At 71.0% G+C, this 24,670-nt stretch carries 22 protein-coding genes; 8 read left to right on the top strand and 14 right to left on the bottom strand.

The window, feature by feature from the left end; translation table 11 throughout:
• Positions 1-34: 34 nt before the first annotated feature.
• Positions 35-1,444, top strand: a complete 1,410-nt coding sequence (gad, locus tag ABD169_RS02760; RefSeq protein WP_425560941.1) for a glutamate decarboxylase — start codon at positions 35-37, stop codon at positions 1,442-1,444.
• Positions 1,445-1,595: 151 nt separating this feature from the next.
• On the opposite strand, the gene ABD169_RS02755 is transcribed toward gad, so the two are convergent.
• The 8 genes from ABD169_RS02755 to ABD169_RS02720 all read right to left on the bottom strand — a co-directional run bounded on the left by ABD169_RS02755 (position 1,596) and on the right by ABD169_RS02720 (position 11,623).
• Positions 1,596-2,531: a ribokinase gene (locus ABD169_RS02755; protein ID WP_344028982.1), complete on the bottom strand. Its 936-nt coding sequence runs from the start codon at positions 2,529-2,531 to the stop codon at positions 1,596-1,598.
• 9 nt (positions 2,532-2,540) lie between these two features.
• Positions 2,541-3,494: a nucleoside hydrolase gene (locus ABD169_RS02750; protein ID WP_344028979.1), complete on the bottom strand. Its 954-nt coding sequence runs from the start codon at positions 3,492-3,494 to the stop codon at positions 2,541-2,543.
• A gap of 2 nt (positions 3,495-3,496) precedes the next feature.
• The gene (locus tag ABD169_RS02745; RefSeq protein ID WP_046454164.1) at positions 3,497-4,435 is read right to left on the bottom strand and encodes a nucleoside hydrolase; all 939 of its coding nucleotides are present in this window, start codon (positions 4,433-4,435) and stop codon (positions 3,497-3,499) included.
• A 115-nt stretch (positions 4,436-4,550) separates the two neighbouring features.
• Positions 4,551-5,525, bottom strand: coding sequence for a nucleoside hydrolase (locus ABD169_RS02740; protein ID WP_046454171.1), 975 nt, complete (start codon positions 5,523-5,525; stop codon positions 4,551-4,553).
• Positions 5,526-5,643: 118 nt separating this feature from the next.
• Positions 5,644-6,609 (bottom strand): ABC transporter permease, encoded by a 966-nt coding sequence (locus tag ABD169_RS02735; protein WP_046454165.1) that lies wholly within the window; start codon positions 6,607-6,609, stop codon positions 5,644-5,646.
• Complete coding sequence (locus ABD169_RS02730; RefSeq protein WP_344028974.1) at positions 6,609-9,413, bottom strand: ATP-binding cassette domain-containing protein; 2,805 nt, start codon at positions 9,411-9,413, stop codon at positions 6,609-6,611. Before ABD169_RS02730 ends, ABD169_RS02735 begins: the two co-directional genes overlap by 1 nt.
• 84 nt (positions 9,414-9,497) lie before the next feature.
• Positions 9,498-10,520, bottom strand: a complete 1,023-nt coding sequence (locus ABD169_RS02725; RefSeq protein ID WP_344028971.1) for a BMP family lipoprotein — start codon at positions 10,518-10,520, stop codon at positions 9,498-9,500.
• Positions 10,517-11,623, bottom strand: a complete 1,107-nt coding sequence (locus ABD169_RS02720; protein WP_344028968.1) for a LacI family DNA-binding transcriptional regulator — start codon at positions 11,621-11,623, stop codon at positions 10,517-10,519. Before ABD169_RS02720 ends, ABD169_RS02725 begins: the two co-directional genes overlap by 4 nt.
• 199 nt (positions 11,624-11,822) lie before the next feature.
• Here ABD169_RS02720 and ABD169_RS02715 point away from each other — a divergent pair, with 199 nt between their 5' ends.
• Complete coding sequence (locus ABD169_RS02715; RefSeq protein WP_344028965.1) at positions 11,823-12,740, top strand: pseudouridine-5'-phosphate glycosidase; 918 nt, start codon at positions 11,823-11,825, stop codon at positions 12,738-12,740.
• Positions 12,737-13,627 carry a carbohydrate kinase family protein gene (locus ABD169_RS02710; protein WP_344028962.1) on the top strand — a complete coding sequence of 297 codons (891 nt, stop codon included), beginning with the start codon at positions 12,737-12,739 and terminating at the stop codon, positions 13,625-13,627. The genes ABD169_RS02715 and ABD169_RS02710 overlap by 4 nt, the downstream gene beginning before the upstream one ends.
• 69 nt (positions 13,628-13,696) lie before the next feature.
• On the opposite strand, the gene ABD169_RS02705 is transcribed toward ABD169_RS02710, so the two are convergent.
• From ABD169_RS02705 to ABD169_RS02680, 6 genes are all read right to left on the bottom strand, one after another.
• On the bottom strand, positions 13,697-14,356 hold the full coding sequence (locus ABD169_RS02705) for a LysE family translocator (protein WP_344028959.1): 660 nt from the start codon (positions 14,354-14,356) through the stop codon (positions 13,697-13,699).
• 99 nt (positions 14,357-14,455) lie between these two features.
• A complete protein-coding gene (locus tag ABD169_RS02700; protein WP_046453744.1) occupies positions 14,456-15,166 on the bottom strand; it encodes a hypothetical protein in 711 nt (236 codons plus the stop codon).
• On the bottom strand, positions 15,163-16,116 hold the full coding sequence (locus ABD169_RS02695) for an ABC transporter ATP-binding protein (RefSeq protein ID WP_344028955.1): 954 nt from the start codon (positions 16,114-16,116) through the stop codon (positions 15,163-15,165). Before ABD169_RS02695 ends, ABD169_RS02700 begins: the two co-directional genes overlap by 4 nt.
• Positions 16,113-16,553: a GntR family transcriptional regulator gene (locus ABD169_RS02690; protein ID WP_344028952.1), complete on the bottom strand. Its 441-nt coding sequence runs from the start codon at positions 16,551-16,553 to the stop codon at positions 16,113-16,115. Before ABD169_RS02690 ends, ABD169_RS02695 begins: the two co-directional genes overlap by 4 nt.
• Before the next feature lie 84 nt (positions 16,554-16,637).
• The gene (locus ABD169_RS02685; protein WP_344028949.1) at positions 16,638-17,855 is read right to left on the bottom strand and encodes a flavin reductase; all 1,218 of its coding nucleotides are present in this window, start codon (positions 17,853-17,855) and stop codon (positions 16,638-16,640) included.
• A gap of 181 nt (positions 17,856-18,036) precedes the next feature.
• Positions 18,037-19,401, bottom strand: coding sequence for a glutamine synthetase family protein (locus ABD169_RS02680; protein WP_344028946.1), 1,365 nt, complete (start codon positions 19,399-19,401; stop codon positions 18,037-18,039).
• Between the two features lie 158 nt (positions 19,402-19,559).
• On the opposite strand from ABD169_RS02680, the gene ABD169_RS02675 reads away from it, so the two are divergent.
• From ABD169_RS02675 to ABD169_RS02655, 5 genes are all read left to right on the top strand, one after another.
• On the top strand, positions 19,560-20,468 hold the full coding sequence (locus tag ABD169_RS02675) for a VOC family protein (RefSeq protein WP_344028943.1): 909 nt from the start codon (positions 19,560-19,562) through the stop codon (positions 20,466-20,468).
• 47 nt (positions 20,469-20,515) lie between these two features.
• A complete protein-coding gene (locus tag ABD169_RS02670) occupies positions 20,516-21,664 on the top strand; it encodes a PucR family transcriptional regulator (RefSeq protein ID WP_344028940.1) in 1,149 nt (382 codons plus the stop codon).
• Positions 21,661-22,395: a VOC family protein gene (locus tag ABD169_RS02665; RefSeq protein ID WP_344028937.1), complete on the top strand. Its 735-nt coding sequence runs from the start codon at positions 21,661-21,663 to the stop codon at positions 22,393-22,395. The genes ABD169_RS02670 and ABD169_RS02665 overlap by 4 nt, the downstream gene beginning before the upstream one ends.
• Positions 22,396-22,526: 131 nt before the next feature.
• Positions 22,527-23,885: an acyl-CoA dehydrogenase family protein gene (locus ABD169_RS02660; protein ID WP_344028934.1), complete on the top strand. Its 1,359-nt coding sequence runs from the start codon at positions 22,527-22,529 to the stop codon at positions 23,883-23,885.
• The gene (locus ABD169_RS02655) at positions 23,882-24,667 is read left to right on the top strand and encodes a VOC family protein (RefSeq protein ID WP_344028931.1); all 786 of its coding nucleotides are present in this window, start codon (positions 23,882-23,884) and stop codon (positions 24,665-24,667) included. The genes ABD169_RS02660 and ABD169_RS02655 overlap by 4 nt, the downstream gene beginning before the upstream one ends.
• The last annotated feature ends 3 nt before the right edge of the window (positions 24,668-24,670 follow it).

Here is a 24,670-nt window from a genome sequence, read left to right as displayed (position 1 = left end):
GAACTGATCGATCCACCGCACACCCCGCCGGGCTATGGTGAGCGGAGGAAGCACCCTCACGAACGGAGGATCCGTGTCCCGCGATCGCATCACCGTGAACCCCCTGCACCGCCGCGCATCGGATGCGCCGACGGTCGAGAAGCACCGGCTCTCAGAAACCGGCATGGACCCGCTCACCGCGTACCACGTGGTGCACGACGAGACCATGCTCGACGGCAACGCACGCCTCAACCTCGCCACCTTCGTCACCACCTGGATGGACGACGAAGCGAAGCAGCTCTACGCCGACGCGTTCGACAAGAACATGATCGACAAGGACGAGTACCCGCAGACCGCCGCCATCGAGCAGTACTGCCAGCGGATCCTCGCCGATCTCTGGCACGCCCCCGACGCGGCGGCCTCCCCCGCGACCTCCACCATCGGATCGAGCGAGGCGTGCATGCTCGCCGGCCTCGCGCTCAAACGCCGCTGGCAGCACGCCCGCGAGGCGGCCGGCGCCGACACGGCGAAGCCGAACCTCGTGATGTCGAGCGCCGTGCAGGTGTGCTGGGAGAAGTTCTGCAACTACTTCGAGGTGGAGCCCCGCTTCGTGCCGGTGAGCGACGAGCACCCGTGGCTCGACGGCTCGCAGCTCGACCAGTACGTCGACGAGCGCACCATCGGCGTCGTCGCGATCCTCGGCGTCACCTACACGGGCGCTTACGAGGACGTCGCCGGGATCCAGGCCGCGCTCGACGAGATCGAACGGGCGCGCGGCCTCGACGTGCCGATCCACGTCGACGGCGCCTCGGGCGCCATGATCGCGCCGTTCCTGCAGCCCGAGCTCGTCTGGGACTTCCGGCTGCCCCGGGTCGCGTCGATCAACACGTCGGGGCACAAGTACGGGCTCGTGTACCCCGGCCTCGGCTGGGTGGTGTGGCGCGACGCCGCAGCGCTGCCCGAGTCGATGGTGTTCCGCGTCAGCTACCTCGGCGGCGACATGCCCACCCTCGCACTCAACTTCTCGCGGCCCGGCGCGCAGGTGCTGCTGCAGTTCTACCTGTTCCTGCGGCTCGGCCGCGAGGGCTACACCCGGATCCAGGCGGAATCGAGCGAGGTCGCGGTGCACCTGTCGGCGGGGATCGCGGCGATGCCGCAGTTCGACCTCGTGAGCGACGGATCCACGATCCCCGTGTTCGCATGGCGGCTGCGACCCGGCTGGAGCGGCAACTGGAACCTCTTCGATCTGTCGGACCGGCTGCGCATGCGCGGCTGGCTCGTGCCCGCCTACCCGATGCCCGCCGACCTCGAGGAGGTCACGGTGCAGCGGATCGTCGTGCGCAACGGCCTCTCGATGGACCTCGCCGAGTCGCTGCTCGACGTGATCCGCGAGGAGGTCGCCTACCTGGAGGCCCTCGACGCACCGCTACCGCGCCCCACCCGCTCGGGCGGGTTCGCGCACTAGCTGCCCTGCCGGGCGAGCGCGCGCTGTTCGTTCGCCCGCTGCCGCTGCCGCTGCCGAGTGAACGCTTGTACACGGAATGACGCGCTATTTCGTGTACGAGCGTTCACTCGACGGTGAGAAGGGGTGCAGCGCGCAGAGCACAGCGCGCACCCTACGCCCGTGCGGCGATGAACTCCTCGACCTCGGCGCGGTCCGCGTACGACGACTGGGCGCCGACGCGCTGCACGGCGACGGCCGACACGGCGGTCGCGAAGCGCACGGCCTCGCGCAGCGAGCGCCCGCGCGCGAGCTCGGCCGCGGTCGCGCCGACGAACGCGTCGCCCGCACCGGTCGTGTCGACCGCGGTCACGCGGTAGGCGGGCACGGTCTCGATCTCGGGCGCCTCGGCGGAGCCCTCGGCGACCAGCGCGCCCTCGGAGCCGAGGGTCACCACGACCGAGCGGGCGCCCGCGGCGAGCAGGCGCTGCGCGAGCCGCGCGTAGTCGTCGGCATCGGGATCGCTCTCGGAGGCGCCGAGCACTTCGAGCGCCTCGTGCTCGTTCACGACGAGCGGATCGCAGTGCTGCAGTACCTCGCGGCCGACGAGTACCGACGGTGCGGCGTTCAGCAGCACCCGGGATCCGGCCGCCGCGGCGGCCTCGGCGACGTGGAACGCCGTCTCGTGCGGGATCTCGAGGCTGAGCACGACCACGGGTGCGCCCTCCCAGACGGAGGAGACGCGGGCCGCCGCATCGAGATCGAAGGCGTGGTTCGCGCCCGGCGACACGACGATGGAGTTCTCGCCGTCGGGCGTGAGCAGGATGATCGCGGTGCCCGTGGCGGCCTCGACGGAGGCGAGCGCCGACACGTCGGCACCGGCGTCGACGAGGCGCGAGCGCAGGAACGCACCGTTGCCGTCGTCGCCGACGCAGCCGACGAACGCCGTCGCGGCCCCGCTGCGCGCGGCGGCGGCGGCCTGGTTGGCCCCCTTGCCGCCCGGCAGGGTGCGCAGCTCGCCGCCGATCAGCGTCTCGCCGCCGCCCGGCCGCCTCGGAACCTCGACCACCAGGTCGGCGTTCGCGCTGCCGACCACCGCCACGTCAGTCATCGGCACCCCTCAGGCCTGCGCCGCGATGAGGTCGACGACCTCGTCGGCGATGCGGTCGTCGACGTCGAGCAGCACGGTGCAGTGCGCGCCCTCCTGCTCGGGGTAGCCGCGGTAGACGCCGCGCAGGTCGGCGATGGTCTGGCCGTGGCCGGGACCGCCGGTCGTGTCGACCTCGACGTTCACGACGGGTGCGAGGCGCACGTCGAGGGTGCCCGCGGCCGCGGCGACGGCGATCGTGTCGTGCATCGCGCAGCTCCAGGTGCCGAAGGAGTTGTCGCGGTAGAACTCGCCGTAGTGCTGCATGATCCGGGCCATGTACTGCCCGACCTCGCCGCCGGCGGCGAGCCGCTCGCTGTGCTCGGGGGTGATGATGATCTTCATGGTGACGTCCAGGCCCGCCATGATGATCTTCCACGGCGCGCGGAACACCGCGGCAGCGGCCTCGGCGTCGTGCCAGATGTTCGCCTCGGCGACGGGCGACACGTTGCCCGGAGCCATCGTGGTGCCGCCCATGAGGGAGACGCCCGCGACGAGGCTCGGCAGCTCGGGATCGACCGCGAGCGCAGCGGCGATGTTGGTGAGCGGGCCGACGGGCACGAGCCAGACCTCGCCGGGGTGCGCGCGCACGGTGTCGATGATCTGCTGCACGGCGCTCTGCGAGGATGCCGCTCGCACGGGCTTGTCGTCGCCCGCGTTGCCCTGGCCGTCGCGACCGTGCACGTTGTACGCGAACTCGGCGTGGCCGCCGGTGAGGGGGCCCGCGGCGCCCTGCGCGACCGGCACGTCGTTGCGCCCGACGAGATCGAGCACGCGCAGCGTGTTGCGGGTGGCGAGCGGCACGTCGACGTTGCCCCACACGGTGGTCATGCCGAGGAGCTCGATCTCGGGGTGCAGCGCGGCGTACATGATCGCCATCGTGTCGTCGACGCCGGTATCGCAATCGAGCATCATCTTGGTGGTCATGTTCAGGACTCCTTCAGGCGGGCGTCGAGCTGGGCGACGCGGGTGTTCAGCAGGGCGCGGAAGCGGGGCAGGTCCACCGAGAGCGCGACGTCGCAGTTCGGCTGCTCGCCGCTGTGCCCTGCGAAGTCGACCACGGTCATCCCGGAGGTCAGGCGGCCGACGTTCTCGACGTCGACGAAGTAGTGACCGGTCTCGATGATGCTCGGGTCGAGGGCGGCGGCCAGCGCGACGGAGTCGTGCTGCGCCATGCCGTCCTCGGTCGGCTCGGAGTGGTAGTTGCCCATCATGTGCTCCACCATCTTCGCAGCAGGTCCGCCCGACGCGACGAGGTCGGGCAGGTGCTGGAGTCCGACGAGGGCGCGCTCGGTCACGTTGAGGCCGACCATGGTGATGGGGACGCCGAAGTCGAAGAGCTTCGCCGCGGAGTCGGGGTCGTAGTAGATGTTGAACTCGGCCGCGGGCGTCGTGTTGCCCAGCCGGTCGAGGGTGCCGCCGCCCATGATCACGAAGCGTTCGACCTTGCGCGCCGTCTCGGGGTAGTGCGTGATGAGGCCGGCGATGTTGGTGAGCGGACCGATCGCGACGACGGTCACGGGATCGGCGCTCTGCTCGATGAGCCGCGCCATGAGCGGGACGCCCGGCTCGAGCACGCGGGTCGATGCCGGCAGGGTGTATCCGCCGAAGCCGTCCTCGCCGTGCACGTCCCAGGCCGGCTTGGTGTCGCGCCGCCAGAGCGGCCCGGCCGCGCCCCTGCCGACGGGGATGTCGAGCCGCAGCAGGTCGGCGAGCGCGGCCGCGTTGGGGGCCGTCTTCTCGAGCCCGACGTTGCCGGCGACGGCGACGATGCCGAGCAGATCGATCTCGGGGCTCGCGGCGGCGAGCATGATCGCGAGCGCGTCGTCGATGCCGGGATCGGTGTCGATGATGATGGGACGGGGCATGTTCACTCCCTGGTCGATGGTGGATCCTGCGACTCGTGCCTCGCGCAGGATGACGGTAGTGGTGGCGGCTCGCGCAGGATGACGGTCGGGCGGCCGCTGGTCGAGCGGCGGGACGTCAGGCGGACCGGGCGGCGATCCGCTCGATGGATCCGGCGACCAGGTCGGCGAAGCGATCCCAGTCGAGCTCGGTGGCGACCTGCGCGCGGTGATCCTGCAGATCGACGGCGACGCCCGTCGAGTGGTGCATGCCGGGCCGGTCCGCGAAGTTGACGACGGTCATGCCCTTCGTCCACTGCCCGTGCAGCTCGACGGCGACGTGCGCCGCCTCCGTCTTCATGACGGCCGGGTCGATGAGGTAGGCCACGCAGCAGGCGTCGTGCACGGGCGGGGCCGGGAACTCGAAGACGTCCTCGTAGGTCTTGCCGATGAAGCCCCAGATGTCGAGCACGAACTGCGCGACCTCGCCGCCGACCGCGCGCACGCGATCCTGCAGCTCCTGCGTCGCGAGCGCCTGGTGGGTGAGGTCGAGGCCGACCATGGTGACGGGCCATGCGCCGCGGAACACGGCCTCGGCCGCCTCGGGGTCGACGTAGATGTTGTACTCGGCGCTCGGCGTCACGTTGCCGCGCGTGTACGAGCCGCCCATCACGACGACGCCCTTGACCCGCTCGATGATGCGGGGCTCCTTGCGCATGGCGAGCGCGATGTTCGTGAACGGGCCGACGGGCACGAGCGTGACCGTGCCGGCCGGCTCGGCCATCACCGTGTCGATGATGAAATCGACCGCGTGCCGGGGATCCAGCTCGCCCGTGATCTCGGGCAGCACGGGGCCGTCCATGCCGGTGCCGCCGTGGATGTCGTGCGACACGATCTGCGGGGTCACGAGCGGCTCGCTCGCCCCGCGCGCGATCGGCACGTCGATGCCCGCCACCTGGCAGACGGCCTGCGCGTTGGTGGTCACGTTCTCGATCGTGTTGTTGCCCGCCACGGTCGTGATGCCGAGCAGCTCGATCTCGGGGTTGCCGGCCGCGAGCAGGATCGCGATCGCGTCGTCGTGCCCCGGATCGCAGTCGAGGATGATGCGTTCCATTGCGTGGGTCTCCTGGAGGTGATGGATCCTGCGACTCGCGAGCTCGCGCAGGATGACGGTGAACGAGGGGTCCTGCGGCTCGCGGCTCGCGCTCACGAACCGCAGGACGTGGGTCCGCCTAGGCGGTCGCGGCCGGTGCGGCGGGAGCCGCGGCGTCCGCGGCCTGCAGCGCCTTCTTCGTGCGGGCCTTGAACGCGGCGCGCACGCGCACCGACGCGAACACCAGGGCGATGATCGTGATGATGTAGGGCAGCGTGAGCGACAGCGACGAGTTGACCCCGAGCAGGCCGAGCTGGTCGGCGAGGGCCTCGGCGACGCCGAAGATCAGGCAGGCGATCATGGTGCGGTAGGGCCGGGCGAGGCCGAAGGTCAGCGCCGCGACCGCGATGAAGCCGCGCGACGCAGTCATGCCCGAGGTGAAGGTGCCGACCGTCGCCATCGCGAGCTGCGCGCCCGCGACGCCCGCGAAGGCGCCCGACAGCAGGATCGAGATGAACTTCACCCGGAACACGTTGATGCCGGCGGCCATCGCGGCCGCCTCGTCCTCGCCGACCGCGCGCAGGTGCACGCCGTAGCGGGTGCGGTAGAGCACGAAGGCGTAGGCCGGCACCGCGAGCAGCGCGACCCAGACGAGGATCGTCTGGTTGTTCAGCATGGTGCCGAGCACCGGGATGTCGCCGATCACGCCGAGGTTGATCTTCGGCAGGTTCGCCTGCACGCCGGGCGGGGTCGCGCCCGCGTTGCCGTAGAGCACGGTGAGCAGGAGCACGGCGAGGCCGGCGGCGAGCAGGTTGATACCGATGCCGACCACGATCGCGTCGGCCTTGAACACCAGCACGGCGACCGCGAAGATCACGGCCATGACGAGGCCCGCGACGAGTGCGGCGAAGATGCCGACGAAGGCGTTCGTGATCGCGCCGACCGAGACGGCCGCGAACGCGCCCATGAGCATCATGCCCTCGAGGCCGATGTTGAGCACGTTGCCGGTCTGGGTGAAGGAACCGCCGATCGCGGCGAGCAGGATCGGGGTGACCTTGAGCAGGACGACGGCGAGGATCGCCGTGATCAGGAGGATGGGATCCATCAGGCTGCGCTCCTTTCGGTCGCGGCGCCCGCACTGGGCACGACGGCGCGCTTCTTTCGGCGGTTCCACACGAAGGTGGCGGTGATCGCGATGATGATGATGCCCTGGAGCACGCTGACCACCGGGAAGGGCACGTCGATGTCCTGCAGGCCGGTGGAACCCGCCATCATCGTCGCGTAGAAGAGCGCCGCGACGAGCGAGGCCCAGGGGTTGAGTCGGGCGAGCAGCGCCACGGTGATGGCGAGGAAGCCGTAGCCGGGCGAGAACGCCTGCACGAAGCGGCCGCCGTTGGGGCCGAGCACGAGCAGCGCGCCGGTGATGCCGGCGACGGCGCCCGAGAGCATCATGACCTGGATCGACATCGCCTTCACCGAGACGCCGGTGTACTGCGCGAAGCGGTTCATCTCGCCGAGCTGCTTGACCTTGAGGCCCCACGGGGTCCGGCCGAGCAGCAGCGCGATGCCCACCGCGACGATCAGCGCGATGACGAGGTCGGGACCGATGCCGTACTCGGGGCTGAACATGGTGAACTGCACGCCGTCCGGCAGCTTCTTCGAGGCCTCGAAGCCGGCGGTCGGATCCTTGAACGGGCCCGTGACGAGGAAGCGGGTGATGAGCTTCGCGACCTCGGAGAGCAGCAGGGTGGTGACGACGATGTCGACGCGCCACGAGGCGAACAGCCAGCCGGGCAGGAAGCCCCAGATCGCGCCCGCGAGAGCACCGACCACGAGCACGACGAGCATGATCACGAGCGGCGGGAGACCCTGGCATGAGACGCCCGCGACCGCGCCGAAGAAGGCGCCGAAGTAGAGCTGGCCCTCCGCACCGATGTTGAAGAAGCCGGCGCGGAACGACACGATCGTCGCGGACGCGATGACCGCGAGCGGGATGAACGTCGCCACGATGTTCGAGATGCCGAACGACTCGCTCCACCCGGAGGTGAAGAGCGCCACGTACGCGTCGATCGGATTCTTGCCGATGGCGAGGATCACGAACACGCCGACGACGAGCGCGACGAGCACGGCGATGACCGGCTGCTTCGCGCTCTCGAAGGCCTTGCTCGCGAAGCCCGCGAAGAAGTTGCCCTTCGGCTCGGCCGCGGCCTCGTCGAGGCTCCGCTGCACCGAGACGGCGGTCGTGTCGAACTCGGGTGCCGCGACGTCGACGCTCTCGGTGACGGTCGCGACGGAGGCGTCGGCCTCGATCGCGGCGACGACCTCCGTGTCGAGCCCGAGCTCGTCGGCGACGCGCGCGTGCTCGGCTTCAGCCTCGGCGAGCGCCTCGGGCGTCGGCCGGGTCCCGGCCATGGCGAGGCCGACGGCGGTCTCGCTCATGTTGTCCTGCGTGAACTCGGCGACGAACTCGCCGCGGAACATCACGAGCAGGCGGTCCGACAGGCTCATGACCTCGTTGAGGTCGGCCGAGACGAGCAGCACACCGGCACCGCGGTCGCGCGCCGCGACGATCGAGTTGTGCACGAACTCCATTGCGCCGACGTCGACGCCGCGGGTCGGCTGCGAGATGACCAGCAGCTCGGGGTCGGAGGTGAACTCGCGCGCGATAAGCACCTTCTGCATGTTGCCGCCCGACAGGTCGCCGATGCGGGTGCTCGGCGCAGCGCCGCGCACGTCGAACATGGCGATCAGCTTCTGCGCGAGCTGCCGGGTCTTCGCGAGCGACAGCCAGCCGAAGCGCACGAGCGGGGCCCGCAGCTTCGTGGCGGCGATGTTCTCGGCGATCGAGAGCGACGGGCCGGCGCCCTCCTCGTGCCGGTCCTCGGGCACGTAGGCGAGGCCGATCTCGCGCCGCTTCGCGACGGTCGCCCGGGTCACGTCCTGGCCCGAGATGCGGATCGTGCCGCGCGGCACGTCGATCATGCCCGCGATCGCGGCCGTCAGCTCGGACTGGCCGTTGCCCTCGACGCCGGCGATGCCGACGACCTCGCCGCGGCGGATCGCGAGCGATACGTCGCGGAGGGCGAGGATGCCGCGGGCGTCGACCGCGGTGAGGTTCTCGACGCTGAGCACCTCGTCCGTCGGGTTCGCGGGCGTGTGCTTGATGCGCAGCAGCACCTCGCGGCCGACCATCATCGTCGCGATGTCGGTCTGCGTGAGGCCCGCCGCGGGCTGGGTGCCGACGACGCGGCCGTCGCGGATCACCGAGATGTCGTCGGCGATGGCGAGCACCTCGCCGAGCTTGTGCGAGATGAAGACGACGGCGCAGCCGCGGTCGGCCAGCTGCCGCACCACGACGAACAGCTCGTCGGCCTCGGCCGGAGTGAGCACGGCCGTCGGCTCGTCGAGGATCAGGAGGCGCGTGTCGTGCGAGAGCGCCTTGAGGATCTCGACCCGCTGCCGCTCGCCGACCGAGAGATCCTCGATCACGTCGGTCGGGTCGATGGCCAGGCCGAAGCGCTCGGAGAGCTCGCGGACCTTCGCCTGCATGCCCTTCTGATCGAGGCGCCCGAGCCCGGTCGTGGGCTCCTTGCCCAGGAAGATGTTGGCCGCGACCGTCAGCGACGGCACGAGCTTGAAGTGCTGGTGCACCATGCCGATGCCGAGCTCGTCGGCCCGGTTCGGGTTCTCGACGGACACCTCGGTCCCGTCGAACAGGATGGCGCCGCCGTCGGGCTGCAGATTGCCCGAGATCATGTTCATCAGCGTCGTCTTGCCCGCGCCGTTCTCGCCGACGATGGCGTGCACCCGGCCGGGCATGAAGGCGAGCGAGATTTCCTCGTTCGCGACCTTCTCACCGAAGGTCTTGGTGATTCCGCGGAGCTCCAGAATCGGTGTCGCGTCTGACACAGCGGCTTCCTTCCGAATTGAAAGCGGGTGGCGGTCGGCGACCGGTCGATCCGAGGACCGACCGGTCGCCGACCGGGGAGAGGATCAGCCCTTGGGGACCGTGATCTCGCCCGAGACGATCTTGGCCGTGTAGTCCTCGACCGACTTGACCACATCGGCGGGCACGAGGTCGCCGTTGTTCTCGAAGTCGAGGCCGACGCCCTTGTTCTTCAGGTCGTAGGTCGTGGTCGCGCCGTACTTCAGCTCGCCCTTCTGATCGGCCTTGACCGCGGTGACGATCGAGTTGCCGATGAACTTGCGCATCGAGGCGAGCACGTGGCCCGGCTGGATCTGGTTCTGGTTGCTGTCGACACCGATCGAGAACTTGTTCGAGTCCTTCGATGCCTTCAGCACGCCGAGGCCGGCCTGACCCGCGACGGCGTAGACCACGCCCGCGCCCTTCTGGTACATCGCCGTGGCCTGGTCGTAGGCCTTGGTCGAGTTCACGAAGTCGCCGACGGTGGCCTTCTGGACCTCGATGCTCGGATCGACGGCCTTCACGCCGGCCTCGAAGCCCGCGAAGAAGTCGGTGATCGGGGGCGCGTCCTGGCCGCCGACGAAGCCGACGCTCTTCGAGCCCTTCGCGAGGCCGGTCTGGTTCTTGACCGTCGACGCGGCGACCACGCCGGCGAGGAACGAGCCCTCGTTCTGCGCGTACTGGATCGAGGCCACGTTGGGCGCCTCGACCGCGGAGTCGTAGATCACGTAGTGCTGCTTCGGGAACTTCTTCGCAGCGGCCGACAGGATGTCGTTCATCTGCCAGGTGCCGACGACGACGAGGTTGTACTTGCCGGTCGAGACCGACTCGACGTTGGCCTTCCACTGCGACTGGTTGCCCGCGTCGGCCTGCAGCGTCTTGGTGTCGATGCCCATCTTCTTGAGCTCGGCCATGCCGGTCTCCGAGTCGTCGAAGAAGCCCTGGTCGCCCAGGTTTCCGTTGACGACGTTGGCGACGGCGTACGACTTGTCGCCGCCCTTGTCGCCGCCGCTGCCGGACGAGCTGCAGCCGCTGAGGGCGAGTGCGGCGACCGCGGCGAGGGCCACGGCGCCAGTGATGTGCTTTCTCATAGAAACTCCTTCGGTTCCGTCTGGTTCTGTTCGATACGAGTCGTCGTGGCGGAGGCACCGGCGAGCGCGGGGACGCGCTCCGCGTCCGAGCGCGCGGCCGGGCCGCATCCGCAGGTGTCGCGCCGCAGCAGCGTGGTCGGCAGCACTCGGTGCAGCCGGCTGCGGTCCTGCGCGGGATCCTCGATGAGGGTGAGCAGCATGCGCACCACCTCGGTCGCGATCTCGGCGTAGGGCTGCACCACCGTGGTGAGGCGCGGGGTCGTGTAGTCGCTGATCGGCGTGCCGTCGAAGCTCACGATCGCGACGTCCTCGCCCGCGCGCAGGCCGACGTCGGCGAGCGCGCGCAGCGTTCCGACCGCCTGGGTGTCGGATCCGGCGAAGATCGCGTCGATCGCGGGGTCGCGCTCGAGCAGCTCGAGGGTGGCGGCGTGGCCGGCCTCGACGCTGAAGGGGGTGAAGGCGAGGCGGCGGTCCTCGGCGGGGAGCCCCGCGTCGGCGAGCGCGCCGCGCCAGCCGATCACGCGCTCCTGCGCGGACGAGAGGCCCTCGCCGCCGGTGAGGCAGGCGATCCGGGTGCGTCCGTGCTCGATCAGGTGCTCGGTCGCGGCGCGCGCGCCGCCGGCGTTGTCGACGACGACCGAGGGCAGGTCGATCCCGGCCTGCAGGCGGTCGAGCGAGACCGCGGGCACCTTGGCGGCCTGCAGCTCGCGCCATCCCTCGGCGAAGTCGCCGCCGGGCACCGCGATGATGCCGTCGACCCGGCGGTCGAGGAACGCGCGCACGTAGCCGAGCTCGCGCGCGGTGCTGTCGACGCCGTTGCCGAGGAGCACGGCGAAGCCGGCCTCGAACGCCGCGTCCTCGATCGCCGAGGACAGCCGCGCGAAGTAGGGGTTGGCCGACTCGGGGAGCAGGAGGCCGAGGGTGTGCGTGCGCGCCGTCGCGAGGCTGCGGGCCAGCGCGTTGGGTCGGTAGCCGAGCTCGTCGATGGCGGCGACGACCCGCTCGCGGGTGGCGGGCGCGACGGGGTGGGAATCGTTCAGCACGTACGACACCACGGCGGGGCTCACCCCGGCGAGGCGCGCGACGTCAACTCGTCCGACCACAGCACCCACCCCTTTCCGCACTCCATCGTGTTCGCAGGCATGTTACGCGGGTTTCAACACTGGAGATCAGTGAATACCCGCGCGCCCCGCACGTCAATCTCCGTTATCGAACCGCAACCTGAACCACCCCTTGCCCCGGGAGCATCGCGCTCCATAGGGTGGACTCTTCCGATCACATGCGCAACGAAGGGCAGCAGAAATGACGAATGCGGTACGTGTCTCCGACGAGGTCCGTGAGGCGGTGCGCGACGGGCGCCCGGTGCTCGCGCTCGAGTCGACGATCCTGACGCACGGGCTCCCCCGCCCGGCGAACGAGGAGCTCGCCCTCGAGACCGAGGAGCGCGTCCGCGCTGCGGGCGTCGTACCCGCCACCATCGGCGTGGTGAACGGCGCTCCGACCGTGGGCCTCTCGACCGACGAGCTCGTCGGCCTCTCGCGCGACGACTCCGCGGTCAAGGCCAGCCTGCGCGACCTGCCCATCGCGGTGGCGAAGGGCCTCAGCGCGGGCACCACCGTCGCGGCGACCGCCTACCTCGCCGTGCAGGCGGGCGTGCGCGTCTTCTCGACGGGCGGCCTCGGCGGCGTGCACCGCGGCGCCGAGACAACCTTCGACGAGTCCGCCGACCTCGGCACCCTCGCGGGCCTCCCGCTCGTCGTCGTCAGCGCCGGCGTGAAGTCGATCCTCGACATCGGCCTCACCCTCGAGCGCCTCGAGACCCTGAACCTCTCGGTCGTCGGTTACGGCACGACCGACTACCCGGGCTTCTACGTCGCCGACTCCGGCTTCGACATCGAGTACTCGATCGGCAGCCCCGAGGAGGCTGCGCGCATCGCCGTCGCCCGCGACGCGCTCGGCATCGACTCGACGCTGCTGGTCGCGAACCCCGTGTCGGCCGATCTGCAGCTCTCTCCCGAGCTGCACGACCGCGTGCTCGCCGAGGCCCTCTCGGCAGCCGTCGCGAACGGCGTCCACGGCCACGACTCAACCCCGTTCCTCCTCGACTACTTCGCGAAGTCGACCGGTGGCGAGAGCATGGCGGCGAACCTCGCGGCCTACCGCGGCAACGTCGACCTCGGCGCGCAGATCGCGCTGTCGCTGAGCGCCCTCTCGGAATGAGCACCGCGGTGAACGGCGATGCGGGCGCACCCGTGATCGCGGTCGCCGGCGACCTCGTCGAGGACATCGTGGTGTGGGCAGACGACGACATCGCCTACGGCACCGACACCCGGTCCCGCATCTTCCGGGTGCGCGGCGGGAGCGCGGCGAACGTCGCCACGGCGCTCGCCGTGCACGGCGGGCGGCCCCGGCTCCTCACCCGCGTGGGCGACGACGGCGTCGGCGAGCGGCTCGTATCCGACCTCGAGCGGGTCGGCGTCGAGACGCGGGCGCAGGTCGCCGGCACGACGGGCACGATCGTGATCCTGATCGACCGCTCGGGCGAGCGCACCATGCTGCCCGACCGCGCGACCGCCAAGGAGGTCGAACCCTTCGACCCGAGCTGGCTCGACGGCGCCTCGCGCCTGCATGTGCCCCTCTACGGATTCGAGACGACCCCGGAGGCCGCGGTGTTCCACGGCCTGTGCGCCGAGGCGACCCGGCGGGGGATCCCCGTCAGCGTCGACGCCTCGTCGGCCGGACTCATCACCTGGCTCGGCTCCGAGCGGGTGCGCGGGATCCTCGACGAGATCGACCCGCAGCTCGTGTTCGCGAACGATGACGAGGCCGCGCTGCTCGGGCTCGACCTCGTCGAACCGCCCGCCGGGCGCACCGTCGTGATCAAGCACGGCGGCGACCCCGTCGTGATCCGCACGGGCGCCGAGCGCCTCGAGGTACCGGTGCCGCCCATCGGCGAGGTGACCGACACCACCGGTGCCGGCGACCACTTCGCCGCGGGCTTCCTGCTCGCCGTCGCGGGCGGGGCCGAGCCCGCCGATGCCGCGCAGCGCGGGATCGCGGCGGCGGCGCGGGTGCTCGGGCAGCCGGGCGCGCACGTCACCGCCTGAACCGGCGCGGGTCCGGTCGCGTTCCGCGCGGCCGGACCGGCGCGGTCGCGACGCCGCGCAGCACCGCCGTTAGGCCGTCGGCGAGGCGATGAGCTTCGCGCCGAAGCCGACGAGCACCGTGCCGGTGACCCCGTCGATCGCGCGGATCGTCTTCGGGCGGCGCAGCCAGCGCGACGCGTACGTCGCGAGCACGATGAGGATGCCGAACCAGACGACCGTGAGGACCGCGTGGACCGCGGCGAGCGCCAGCCCCATGAGCACGGGCGAGGCGCCGTGCGGGATGAACTGCGGGATGGTCGCGACGTAGAAGACCCCGACCTTGGGGTTCGCGAGGTTCGAGGCGAGGCCCACGAGGCCCGCGCGCCAGGGCGATGCCGGCACGGTGCTGGGCTCGGCGCCCGCGGCCGCGGCCTGCGCCTCCGCGCCGTTCCGCTTCGAGAAGATCGCCTTCCAGAGCAGGGTGCCGCCGAGCACGATCATGTAGGCCGCGCCCAGCCAGGTGACCATGCGGTACGCGAACTCGGAGGCGGCGAGCAGTGCGGCGGCACCGACGGCAGCTGCAACGCCCCAGACGAAGGAGCCGAGGCAGATCCCGATGCCCGTCGCGATGGCCGTGCCGCGGCCGCGCACGAGCGCCTGCCGTAGCACGAGCGAGCTGTCGATGCCCGGCAGGATCGTGAGCAGCATCGCGACGACGGAGAACGACAGCAGCGCCTGGAGGATCGTCATTGCAGCAGTGTATGCGTGGCCGGGCGGGCGCGGAACGCCGAACGGCGGGGCCTCCCCGATGGAGGCCCCGCCGTTCGGCGCGGTGCGATGAGGCGCCGGTCAGCGCACCGAGGTGCGGCGCATCGACAGCCAGGTGCCGACGAGCGCGATCGCGGCGATCGCAACGGCGACCCCGGCGAGGATCCCTCCGGTGATCGCGGGGATGATCTCGCCGAGCTGCGGCGCGAGCAGCAGCACCGAGAGAGCGGCCGCGAGGCCGAGCAGGAGACCGAGCACCGCGGGCCCCTTCGGACCGAAGCGGAGCCAGATCGCCCCGAACACGCCTCCGATGCTGAGCAGGGTGAAGGTGCCGAGGAACACCACCGGGGCGAGCACGAACGGGTTGCCGGCGCCCAGGCCGTTGACGTCGAGGGCGTAGACGTTCATGAACCAGTGCCCGGTCGCCAGCTCGATGCCGAGCAGCGCCAGCATGATCGCCGTGATGAACGCCGACTGGATCAGGTTCGCGATCGCCGTGCCGAGCACGTACGAGCGGCGGGTGCTGCCGGTGGCCGTGGCGAACGGGAAGGTGGTGGCGACCGCCTGCACCCCGTAGTAGACGAGGAAGCCGGGGAGCGACCACATCATGCCCGAGTTGTAGCGCGCGCCGACCGCGTAGCCGGGGTCGTTCGGGTCGAGCCCGCCGCGCTGCAGGGCGAGCGCGATGATGGCCGACATCACGAGCACCAGGAGCACGATCGTGAGGGGCGCGACGAACATCGTGGAGGGCTTGTTGAGGTGCAGGCGGATGACCTTGCCGATGCGGTTCATGAGCGGGCTCCGTTCGCGATGGTGGCGGGGCGGTCGGTGTCTGCGCCCGGCCGCTCGGTGGGGGTGTCTGCGCCGTCGAAGCCGTAGGCGGCCACGAGCTCCTGCAGGCCGACCGAGCCGATGTCGATTCCGCGCTCGGCAGCGGCGGCACGATCCTGCGGGCTCGGCGGGCCGTCGATCACGGCCGTGGCGAGCCCGCCGATGCGGTGCCGGCTGAGCACGCTGCGGCCCTCGGCGTAGGCGGCGACATCGGCGTCGCGGCCCGTGGCCTGGTGCGCGGCCCCGCGCAGCTCGTCGACGTCGGCGTCGCGCAGCAGGCGACCGCGGTCGAGGATCACGACCCGTTCGAGCAGCTGCTCCATCTCGTCGATGAGGTGGGTCGACAGCACGATCGTGCGCGGGTGCTCCGCGTAGTCGCGCAGCAGTACGTCGTAGAAGTGCGTGCGCGCGGTGGCGTCGAGGCCCAGGTAAGGCTCGTCGAAGAAGGTGATCGGTGCACGCGAGGCGAGCCCGATCACGATCCCGAGCGCCGAGAGCTGGCCGCGCGAGAACTTCTTCACGACCGGCTTCTCGGGGATCCGGAACAGCGAGACGAGCTCGTCGGCGAGGGCCTGATCCCACTCCGGAAAGCCGATGCGCGCACCGCGCAGCACGTGCTTCAGCTTGTAGTCGTCGGGGTACCGCTGGTTGTCCCGGATGAAGCACATGCGCTCCACGACGCGTGCGTGCTCGAACGGCGGCTCGCCCTCGACGAGGACCTCGCCGGAGGTCTGGCGGTCCTGCGCCGACAGGATGGACATGAGGCTGGTCTTGCCGGCGCCGTTGCGGCCGAGCAGCCCGGTGATGGTGTCTCGCCGGAAGGCGAGGGTGACGTCGTCGAGGGCGCGGACGGACCCGTGGGTGCGGGTCAGCGAGCGGACCTCGATCGCGTTCTGCGTCGGTGCGGTCATGGCGTTGCCTCCGTGGGGTGGGGGTCGGATGCGGAGTCTGCGGGGGCGCCCGCGCGTTCTGCGCTGCGGCGGGCGACGAGGTCGATCAGCGCGGTCGGCGCCAGGCCGAGCGCGGTCGCCTCGTCGAGGAGCGGGTCGACGAAGCCCGCGATGAGGCTCTCGTGCCGCCGGTCGCCGATGAGCCGCTTGGCTCCGGGCGAGACGAACATGCCGATGCCGCGCTTCTTGAAGAGCACGCCGTCGTCGACGAGGAGGTTGAGCGCCTTGCCGGCGGTCGCCGGGTTGATGCGCAGGAACGCCGCGAGCTCGTTGGTCGAGGGCACCTGCGACTCCTCGGCGTAGGTGCCGCGGAGGATGTCGTCGGAGATCCGATCGGCGAGCTGCACGAAGATCGGCCGCGAATCGTCGAACACGGGCGCCTCCTCTTCGGTCTTCATCGGTTCATTACTTCACTAATGAACCTAGGCACCGTGGCGCGCGCTGTCAAGCCTTTCGGAGGGAGAAGTATCGGACCCGAGCGCTCAGCGGGCCGGGCCGCCGCCCCGAGCCACCCGCGGGAACCGCTCGCCCACCAGCTCGGTCAGCCGGTCCGCGGCCTCCCGGGCGCGCTCGACCACCCGGGCGAAGTCCGCGCTCTGCGAGTCGGGGCTCACCCCGCTCACCACCAGCTCGAACTCGACCTCGCCGATCGCGTTGAAGACCGGGAACTGCAGTGAGCTCACGTCGACGCAGCGCGCCTCAGGCTCGAGCGCGCCTTCGATGTCGCGGACCACCCCGGCCCAGAGCTCCGCCAGTTCCGCCCGCGTGCTGTCGGGGTCGTCGGCGATGCGGTCGAACCGCTCCGCCATCGTGTCGCCCGTCGAGATCGCATAGCCGCGCAGGCGCACCGATTCAAGGAGGCGCTGCAGCAGCGGCCGATCGACCCGGCCCAGCAGGTGCCGCGCGTGCTCGTGCCAGACCTTGCGCCGCTCGTCGCTCCCCCATGCGGCGAACACCGTGGCGATGGGCGCGGCGAACGGGAACACCATGCCGACGATGCCGTCGGCCGGGCGGCCGGGCAGCGCCCCGGCCTGTGAGAGGACGATGACGGAATCGTTCACCGCCGTCGTGAGCAGACACTCGGTCCCTGTCACCTCCGCGAGCTCGCCGACCACCTGGCCGATGGTCCCGGCCACGCGCATCCGCGAGGCGAAGGCGGGGACGCTGAAGTCCCGGTTCGGCACGGTGAAGGATCCGTACCCGCCCCGCAGGAAGAGCAGCGGGAGACCCGAGTCGCCGTCGCCGACGCCGAGCTCGCCGGCCTCGGCGATGATGATCTCGTGGTCGCCCGCCGGCACCACCTGCACGATCCGTCCCTCGAACCAGGCGATCGCGTCGGCGAGCCGGACATTGCCGAGCGGGGTCCGCTGCCAGCGCCCGCGCGCCATGGCCGCGGGATCGCCCGAGGCGATCCCGCGGCTGAGCTCTTCGTGCCCGTAGCCGAGCACGTTCGCGCAGAAGGTGCCCTGCTCCTTGATCAGCGCGGCCCGCCGGGAGTTCGTCTGCGTCATGAAACCGATGAGCCGCGGCGACTCCGAGACCGCCATGAAGGTGCCGACGACGAGACCGACGTCCGCCCCGTCCGCGTCGCGCGAGGTGACGGCCGCGACACCGGTCGGGTACTCGCCGAGCACGGTTCGCCACCAGTCCGACTTCTCGCGGGTCGGCGGGATCTCGAGCACGGTTTCGGTCTTCGTCACGGCCACAACTCCTTCGTTCTGCGGATCGTCGTCGATCCTCGACGGGACGCACCCGCCGTCGCTGCCTCGATTGTGCCGAGCCGCGCGGAACGGCCGCATTGTGCGCGGCGCCGAAAGGGCACCGGACCGCTGTGCGCTTCGGACGCCCGGGCTCAGGAGCCGCAGGGCTCCCCGCCCGGGCTCAGGCGTGCGAGTGGTAGGTGCGCCACTCCCAGTCGGTGACCGCGAGTCGGGCGGCGCGCGCCTCGCTCAACTTCAATGCGGCGTAGACGTCGACGAACTCCCGTCCGAAGCCGCTCGCGAGCACCGCGTCGGCTCGGAGCGCGGCGATGGCGTCCTCGAGCGAGCGCGGCAGCGGAGCCCCGGCGTCGAGCGGCTCGATCCGGCGGTCGAGGCCATCGCGGATCGCGTGGATCATGCCCGCGAGCAGCAGGTGCGGGCTCGCGCTCGCGTCCCCGGCCCGCAGCTCGATGCGCGTCGCGGGGCCGCGCTCCGCGGGGATCCGCAGATAGACGTGTCGGTCGTCCTCGCCCCAGTCGGCGGCATCGGGCGAGAGTCCTTCGCCCTGCAATCGCTTGAACGAGTTCGCCGTGGGCGAGGACAGCGCGGTCAGCGCCGGCGCGTGCGCCTGCAGCCCGCCGATGGCGTGGCGGAGGACGTCGGCGAGCGGAGCGCCGGACGAGGGCTCACCCTCGGACGATCCGGCGAACGCGTTCGCGTCGTCCCGCCACAGGGAGACGTGGATGTGCAGGCTGCTCCCCTCCTCTCCGCCGAGCGGCTTGGCCATGAAGTTCGCGGCGCGCCCCTCGACCACCGCGAGCTCCTTGATCGCCGTCTTCAGCAGGAACGCGCGATCGGCTGCGGCGAGCGCCGGCGCATGCCGGAGGTTGACCTCGAACTGCCCGGGCGAGAACTCCCGGTTGACCGCTGTCACGCCGATGCCGAGGTCGACGAGCCCGCGGTGAATCCGGCCGACGACGCCGGCAGGGTCGGTCACCCGGTCGATCGTGTACGACACTCCCTCCGCGCTGTACGGGCGCTGCGTGGGCCGCCCTTCGGCGTCGCGCTCGAAGAGGTAGAACTCGGGCTCCCCGGCCGCGACGGCCGAGCACCCGTGCGCGCGCTGCAGCTCCTCGAGCGCGCGCACGAGCTGTCCCCGGGCGCAGAGCGGCGAGCGCGCGTCGCCCTCCCACAGGCTGGAGAGCACCCAGACCGCGTCGGGTTCCCAGGGCGGGATGATCGCGGTCGCGGGTTCGATGCGCGCGTGCAGGTCGGGGTGGCCGGCGAGCTGCGTGAACTCCGCTTCGTCGACCGGCACCCCGAACAGGTCCTCGGCGAGGCTGACCTTCGAATAGGCGACTCCGCCGAGGATCCCCGGCAGCTCGGACACGGGGAACTGTTTGCCCCGCTGCCGCCCGAAGAGGTCGGGGTGGATCAGGCGGATCACGCGGATCCCACGGGCGAGCAGGCGGTCCAGCCGTTCGAGATCGACGGGGTCGTCCCGATCGATGCGGTCAGCCTCGGCGACGAGGAGGGATTCGGTCATGGCGGCCTGCTTTCGGGTCGGTGGGCGACCGGGAGGCCCGCTGCGCGCGGGCGTTCCCGGCCCGAAGTGTTGATTACGGTACTACAAGTGTTTGCTAAAAGAAACAATTCGTGTACGCTTCGAGGCACCCTCAGCACGACAGCCCCAAGGAGGCATCCATGATCAAGCTCGCCGATATCGACCACGTCAAGTTCGGAGTCGAGGACCTCGACGCCTCGGCCCACGCCTGGGAGGTGGAGTTCGGTCTCGTCCGACGCCAGCAGGATCCCGACGAGATCCGCCTCGCCGTGAACTACGAGCCCTACTCCGTCGTCATCGAGCGTTCCAATACCCCGGGGATCCAGTACGCGGCGTACAACCTGCACCCCGACTTCTCGCTCGACGATGCCGAGAAGCACCTCCGCGAGGTGGGCGTCGACTACCTGCGCAGCGACGAGGGCGTCGACTTCGTCGACCCCGAGAACAACGGCGTGCGCTTCGTGCCCTACCGCGAGCGGACGGGGCAGGATCGCTTCCCGATCGCCTCGCGCAGCACGACCGACCTGCGTCCCGGCCGGTACCGCAGGCTCGGGCACGTGAACTACCTCGTCGCGGATGTGGACGCGATGGTCGACTTCTACACCAACGTGGTGGGCCAGCAGACCGCCGACCGGCTCGGCAGCGACGCCGGAGCCTTCATGCGGATCGGCGCCGACCACCACGTGAACGCCTTCGTGAACACGGGGCAGTCGCACTTCCACCACGTCGCCTTCGACCTGGGCGACTGGGGAGAGATCCGTAGCACCTTCGACCACCTCGCGCAGCACGACCGGGTGTTCCCCTGGGGGCCCGTGCGCCACGGCATCGGCGGCAACCTCGCCGGCTACGTGCGCACCCCCGAGCTCGACTGCTTCATCGAGCTCTACTGCGACATGGAGCAGCTCGACGAGCTGCACGTCCCCCGCGAGTACCCGGACGACCGCCACTCGTCGAACGTCTGGGGTATGCTTCCGCCGCGCTCCTACTTCCGCTTCGACGCCGAGTCAATCGCGATGGAGCGCGAGAGCAACCGCGGCATCTACGACTGAGCCGCGGCTGCGGCAGCATCGCGGTCGACGAGGACGGGGAGAGGCACATGACCACTGCGGCAGGCCGCACGGCCGACGCGTCGACGCGTTCCGTCGACGACCGGGTGCGACACCTCATCGCCGCAACCCGGGCCGGCGACCTCGCGCACCTGCTGGGATCCGCGCGCCGGGCGCTCGACGCCGAGATCGCCTTCTTCGACATGGACGGCAACGTGCTGTCGTCCGCGCCCCGGCGGACCCTGTGGGACTTCGAGGAGGTGCTCGCCGGGCGCCGGCGTGACCGCCCGTCGGAGCTCACGGTGCACCCCGTCGACCTCGACGCCGAGACGGTCGGACTGCTGGCGGTGCGCGCGCGACGCGATCCGGCCCGTCTGATCCCGGTCGTGCTCGACCTGCTCGCGCTTGAGATCGGCCGGCTCCGGGCGAAGCAGCAGGGGCGCTCTCAGCTCTTCGCGGGGCTCATGGGCGACCTCTTCGAGATGCGGGTGTCCGACGCGGACGCCTCGGTACGCCTCCGACCCTTCGGCATCGACGCCGAGTCCCGCCAGCGGGTCATCGTCGGCTGGAACCCCAACGCATCGCTGGACCGGCAGCAGCTCACCTCCGGCAGCCTCTACTCCCTCGTCCACGACCTGCCCGACCCGCTCATGCCGGTCCGGATCGGGGACTGGATGGTGATGGTGGTCCCCGACGACGCCATGGTCGACCGCCTCGCCGAGACGTTCCGTCGCCGCCTCGCCGCGGGCGACGCGATCGAACCGGTCCGCGTGGGGGTAGGACTGCCGCACACCGGGATCGCCGGACTGCGGGCCAGTTACCACGGTGCGCTCAGTGCCGTGCAGGAGGGACCCGGCGTGCGCACGCCCCGCAGGGTCGACCTCGCCAAGCTCTTCGTCATGACCAACACCGCGGATTCGCTGCGGGAGCTCGTGAAGACCACGCTGGGCGCGGTCATCGACTACGACGCGGCGCACGGCAGCGAGCTGCTGGCCACCCTGCGTGCGCTGCTCGAGCACAACCGCAGCATCCAGGCCACCACGCAGGCGCTCTTCGTCCACCGCAACACGCTCCGCTACCGCCGCGGGCAGATCGAGGAGCTGCTGGGCATGAACCTCGACGACAGCGCCGACATCGCGAACCTCTGGCTCGCGTTCGCCGTGATCGACAACGAGCACGCTCGGGAGGGCGACGCATGAGCACGAGCACCGGGTTCTACCGCTGGGAGTCGCGCTGCGAGCTCGTTTCCTCCCACGCCGAGGAGGCCGCGATCTACTACGAGTGGCTGCTCGGCCTCGGGGCCGGCAGCCGCCCCGGCGACGCGCTGCGCCGCGTCGGCGTCGACGACGTGCGGCTCCCCCAGCAGGAGGAGCCGAGCGGCTGGCTGCCCGTGTTCTTCGTCGACGACGCCGAAGAGGCCCTCGGACGGCTCGGTTCGGGCGACTGGAGCCGTGCTCTCGTCGAGCGCGGCGGCGAACTGCGCTGCTACGTCTCGGATGAGCGCGGGGTGCGGGTCCGCCTCGATACCCGCGCCGAGGCCCCCGCCGACGACCCGGCGTCGCGCAGCGCGGTGAACTTCGACTGCGCGACCCCGCACCTGGCCGAGACGGCGGAGTTCTACGCCCGGCTGCTCGGACTCCGGGTCGTCGAGGTGCCCGAGGACCGCTACGACATGCGCCTGCTCTGCGACGACCAGGGCGTCACCGCAGGGGTGTTCCGCCTGCACGGCATGGGCGAGCTCGGCCGGAGACCGTTCTGGATCACCTACTTCGAGGTCGACTCGGTCGAGGACTCGATCACCCGTGCGGTGCACTCCGGCTCGCGCGTCCGAATCCCCCCGGCGGACTCGCCCTTCAACCGCTACGCCGTGCTCGACGACCCCTGGGGCAACCTCTACGGCTTCAGCACCATGCACGACGCGCACCACTGAGCGGACCGGATCCCGCCTGTGCCGCGTGCACATCGGGCTCCGTCGAATTCGTCTCCGGGCTCGGTGACCCGCTTGTTCCTCCGTTGCGATACTGAGCGGCACATCACCGCAGCAGACGAAACGAGACAACGATGTCGAGAGCCAAGATCAGCGCCGGAACGATCCTCGAGACCGCCGGGGGAACGGGTCGTTCGACCCCGCCGATGACCGAGGAGCCGGGCCTCTCCGGCCCCTACGCCACGACCCCGATCACCTCGGGCGATCCTCGAGTGCGCGCAGAGACCGCCCGACTCGTGGAGGCCGCCCGCGCGATCCGCCCCCGCCTGCGGGAGGCGCAGCAGCGCACGGAGGACGAGGGCCGCTTCGCGCCCGAGATCGACGCGTACTTCGTCGAGCACGGCTTCTACCGGATGCTGATGCCGCTCCGCTACGGCGGGCTCGAGCTCGGCATCGGCGAGTTCTACCTCGTGATCTCGGAGGTGGCGCGCGGCTGCCCCTCGACCGCCTGGTGCCTCTCGCTCTCCTGCGCCCACAACCTGACGCTGGCCTCCTACTGGCCGGAGTCGGCGCAGCGCGAGGTCTATCGCGAACGCGGGTACGTCGCAGCCCCCGCCTCCGGCAACCCGATGGGCGCGCGGGTCGAGCGCGTCGAGGGCGGGATCCTGCTCTCGGGCAAGTGGCGGTACTGCTCCGGCTCCCCCTACTCGACCCACTTCTTCCCGACGGTGATCCTCCCCGCCACCGAGAGCGAGCCCGAGACGCGCGCCTGGGCGGTCGTCAGCCGCGACGACTACACGGTCCTCGACGACTGGGGCGCCGTGATCGGGATGCGCGGAAGCGGTTCGAACGGCATCGAGATGGATCGGGTGTTCGTGCCCGACCACCGCATCTGCCCCGAGACCTGGACCACCGATCTCGCCGAGCCGACCCCGGGATACGCGCTGCACGGCAACCCGATGTACTCGGGGGTGTTCTTCGGCTTCGCGGAGGGCGAGGTCGCATCGGTCGCGGTGGGGCTCGGCTATGCCGCGTGCGACGAGTACGAGCGGATCATCCGCACGACCCGCGCGCCGTTCAGCGCGACGGGGTCGATGCGCGCCGACAACGACGACTGGCGCCGCGTGCTGGGCATGTCGATGTCGCGCATCGATGCGGCGAGCGCGACCCTGATCCGCAACGGCGAGCTCTACGCCGAGTACGGCAGGCAGGTCGCCGAGGACGGGATCGCGTTCGACGGTTCGCGTTCCATGCGGTTGAACAACGCGCACTTCGTCGCGGAGGAGCTGGTCTGGGAGGCGCTGCAGGAGCTGATCCGCACGGCCGGGACGAGCGCATCGCAGGACGGCCAGCGGCTGCAGCGGTACTTCCGCGACATCTGGACCACGATGAGCCGCACGGACCAGTTCCAGTTCTTCGCCGCCCCGGCGGTCGGGTTCCACTTCGACGGCGCACCGGCCGACGTCGCCGCCGAGGCGGGGGTCGCCGCGTGAGCGCGGCGGTCGACTACCCGGTCGGGGCGTCGGTCTGGCAGGAGCTGCGCGTGCGCTCGGCCGAGGGGCTGGCGGACTTCTACGCCGCCGTGCTCGGCCTCGAGCTGCGGTTGGAGCCCGCCGGCAACGGCCGGGCGACCGGGACGCTGTCGCGCGACGGCGCGATCGCGGCCGGCGTGCTCGTGGATCCCGGACTTCCCGCCGCCGAGATCGGCTGGCAGGTGTTCCTCGGCACCGAGCCGGATCTCGATGCGGCGGTGGCTCGCGCGGTCGCCGCGGGTGCCGCGGTGCTCCGGGATCCGGAACCGATGCTCGCGCCGGGCCGGGCGGTGCGCCTCTCCGACCCGTTCGGGGCGCCGTTCGGGCTCGCCGTCCCCGCCCCCGGCCGCGCGATCCCGCCCACGACGCGCCTCGGCTTCCTCGCACTCGTGGATCCGACGAACCACGACCTCGACGCCGAGGTCGCGTTCCAGCGGGCGCTGTTCCCCGACTCGGTGCATGACCCGGTGGTCCCGCACGACGTCTGCTTCTTCCGCGACGCGGACGGGCTCGCGCTGCGCGGCTCCTTCGAGGTCGCCGAGGAGGCCCGGCCGTTCCTGCCCCCGCACTGGCTGCCCTGGTTCTCCGTCGCCGACCAGGCCGCGGCGGTCGATGCCGCCGCCGCGACTGGCGGCACCGTCAATACGCGCGACAATACGAGCAGCTTCGGCGTGTGGGGCGTCGTGGTGGATCCCGGCGGCGGCGTCTTCAAGACGCTGCAGGCCGCGCGGCCCGCGCTCTGACCC

Source organism: Leucobacter iarius (assembly GCF_039530105.1).
Lineage (GTDB): Bacteria > Actinomycetota > Actinomycetes > Actinomycetales > Microbacteriaceae > Leucobacter > Leucobacter iarius.
This window is presented reverse-complemented; position numbering and strand designations above follow the sequence as displayed.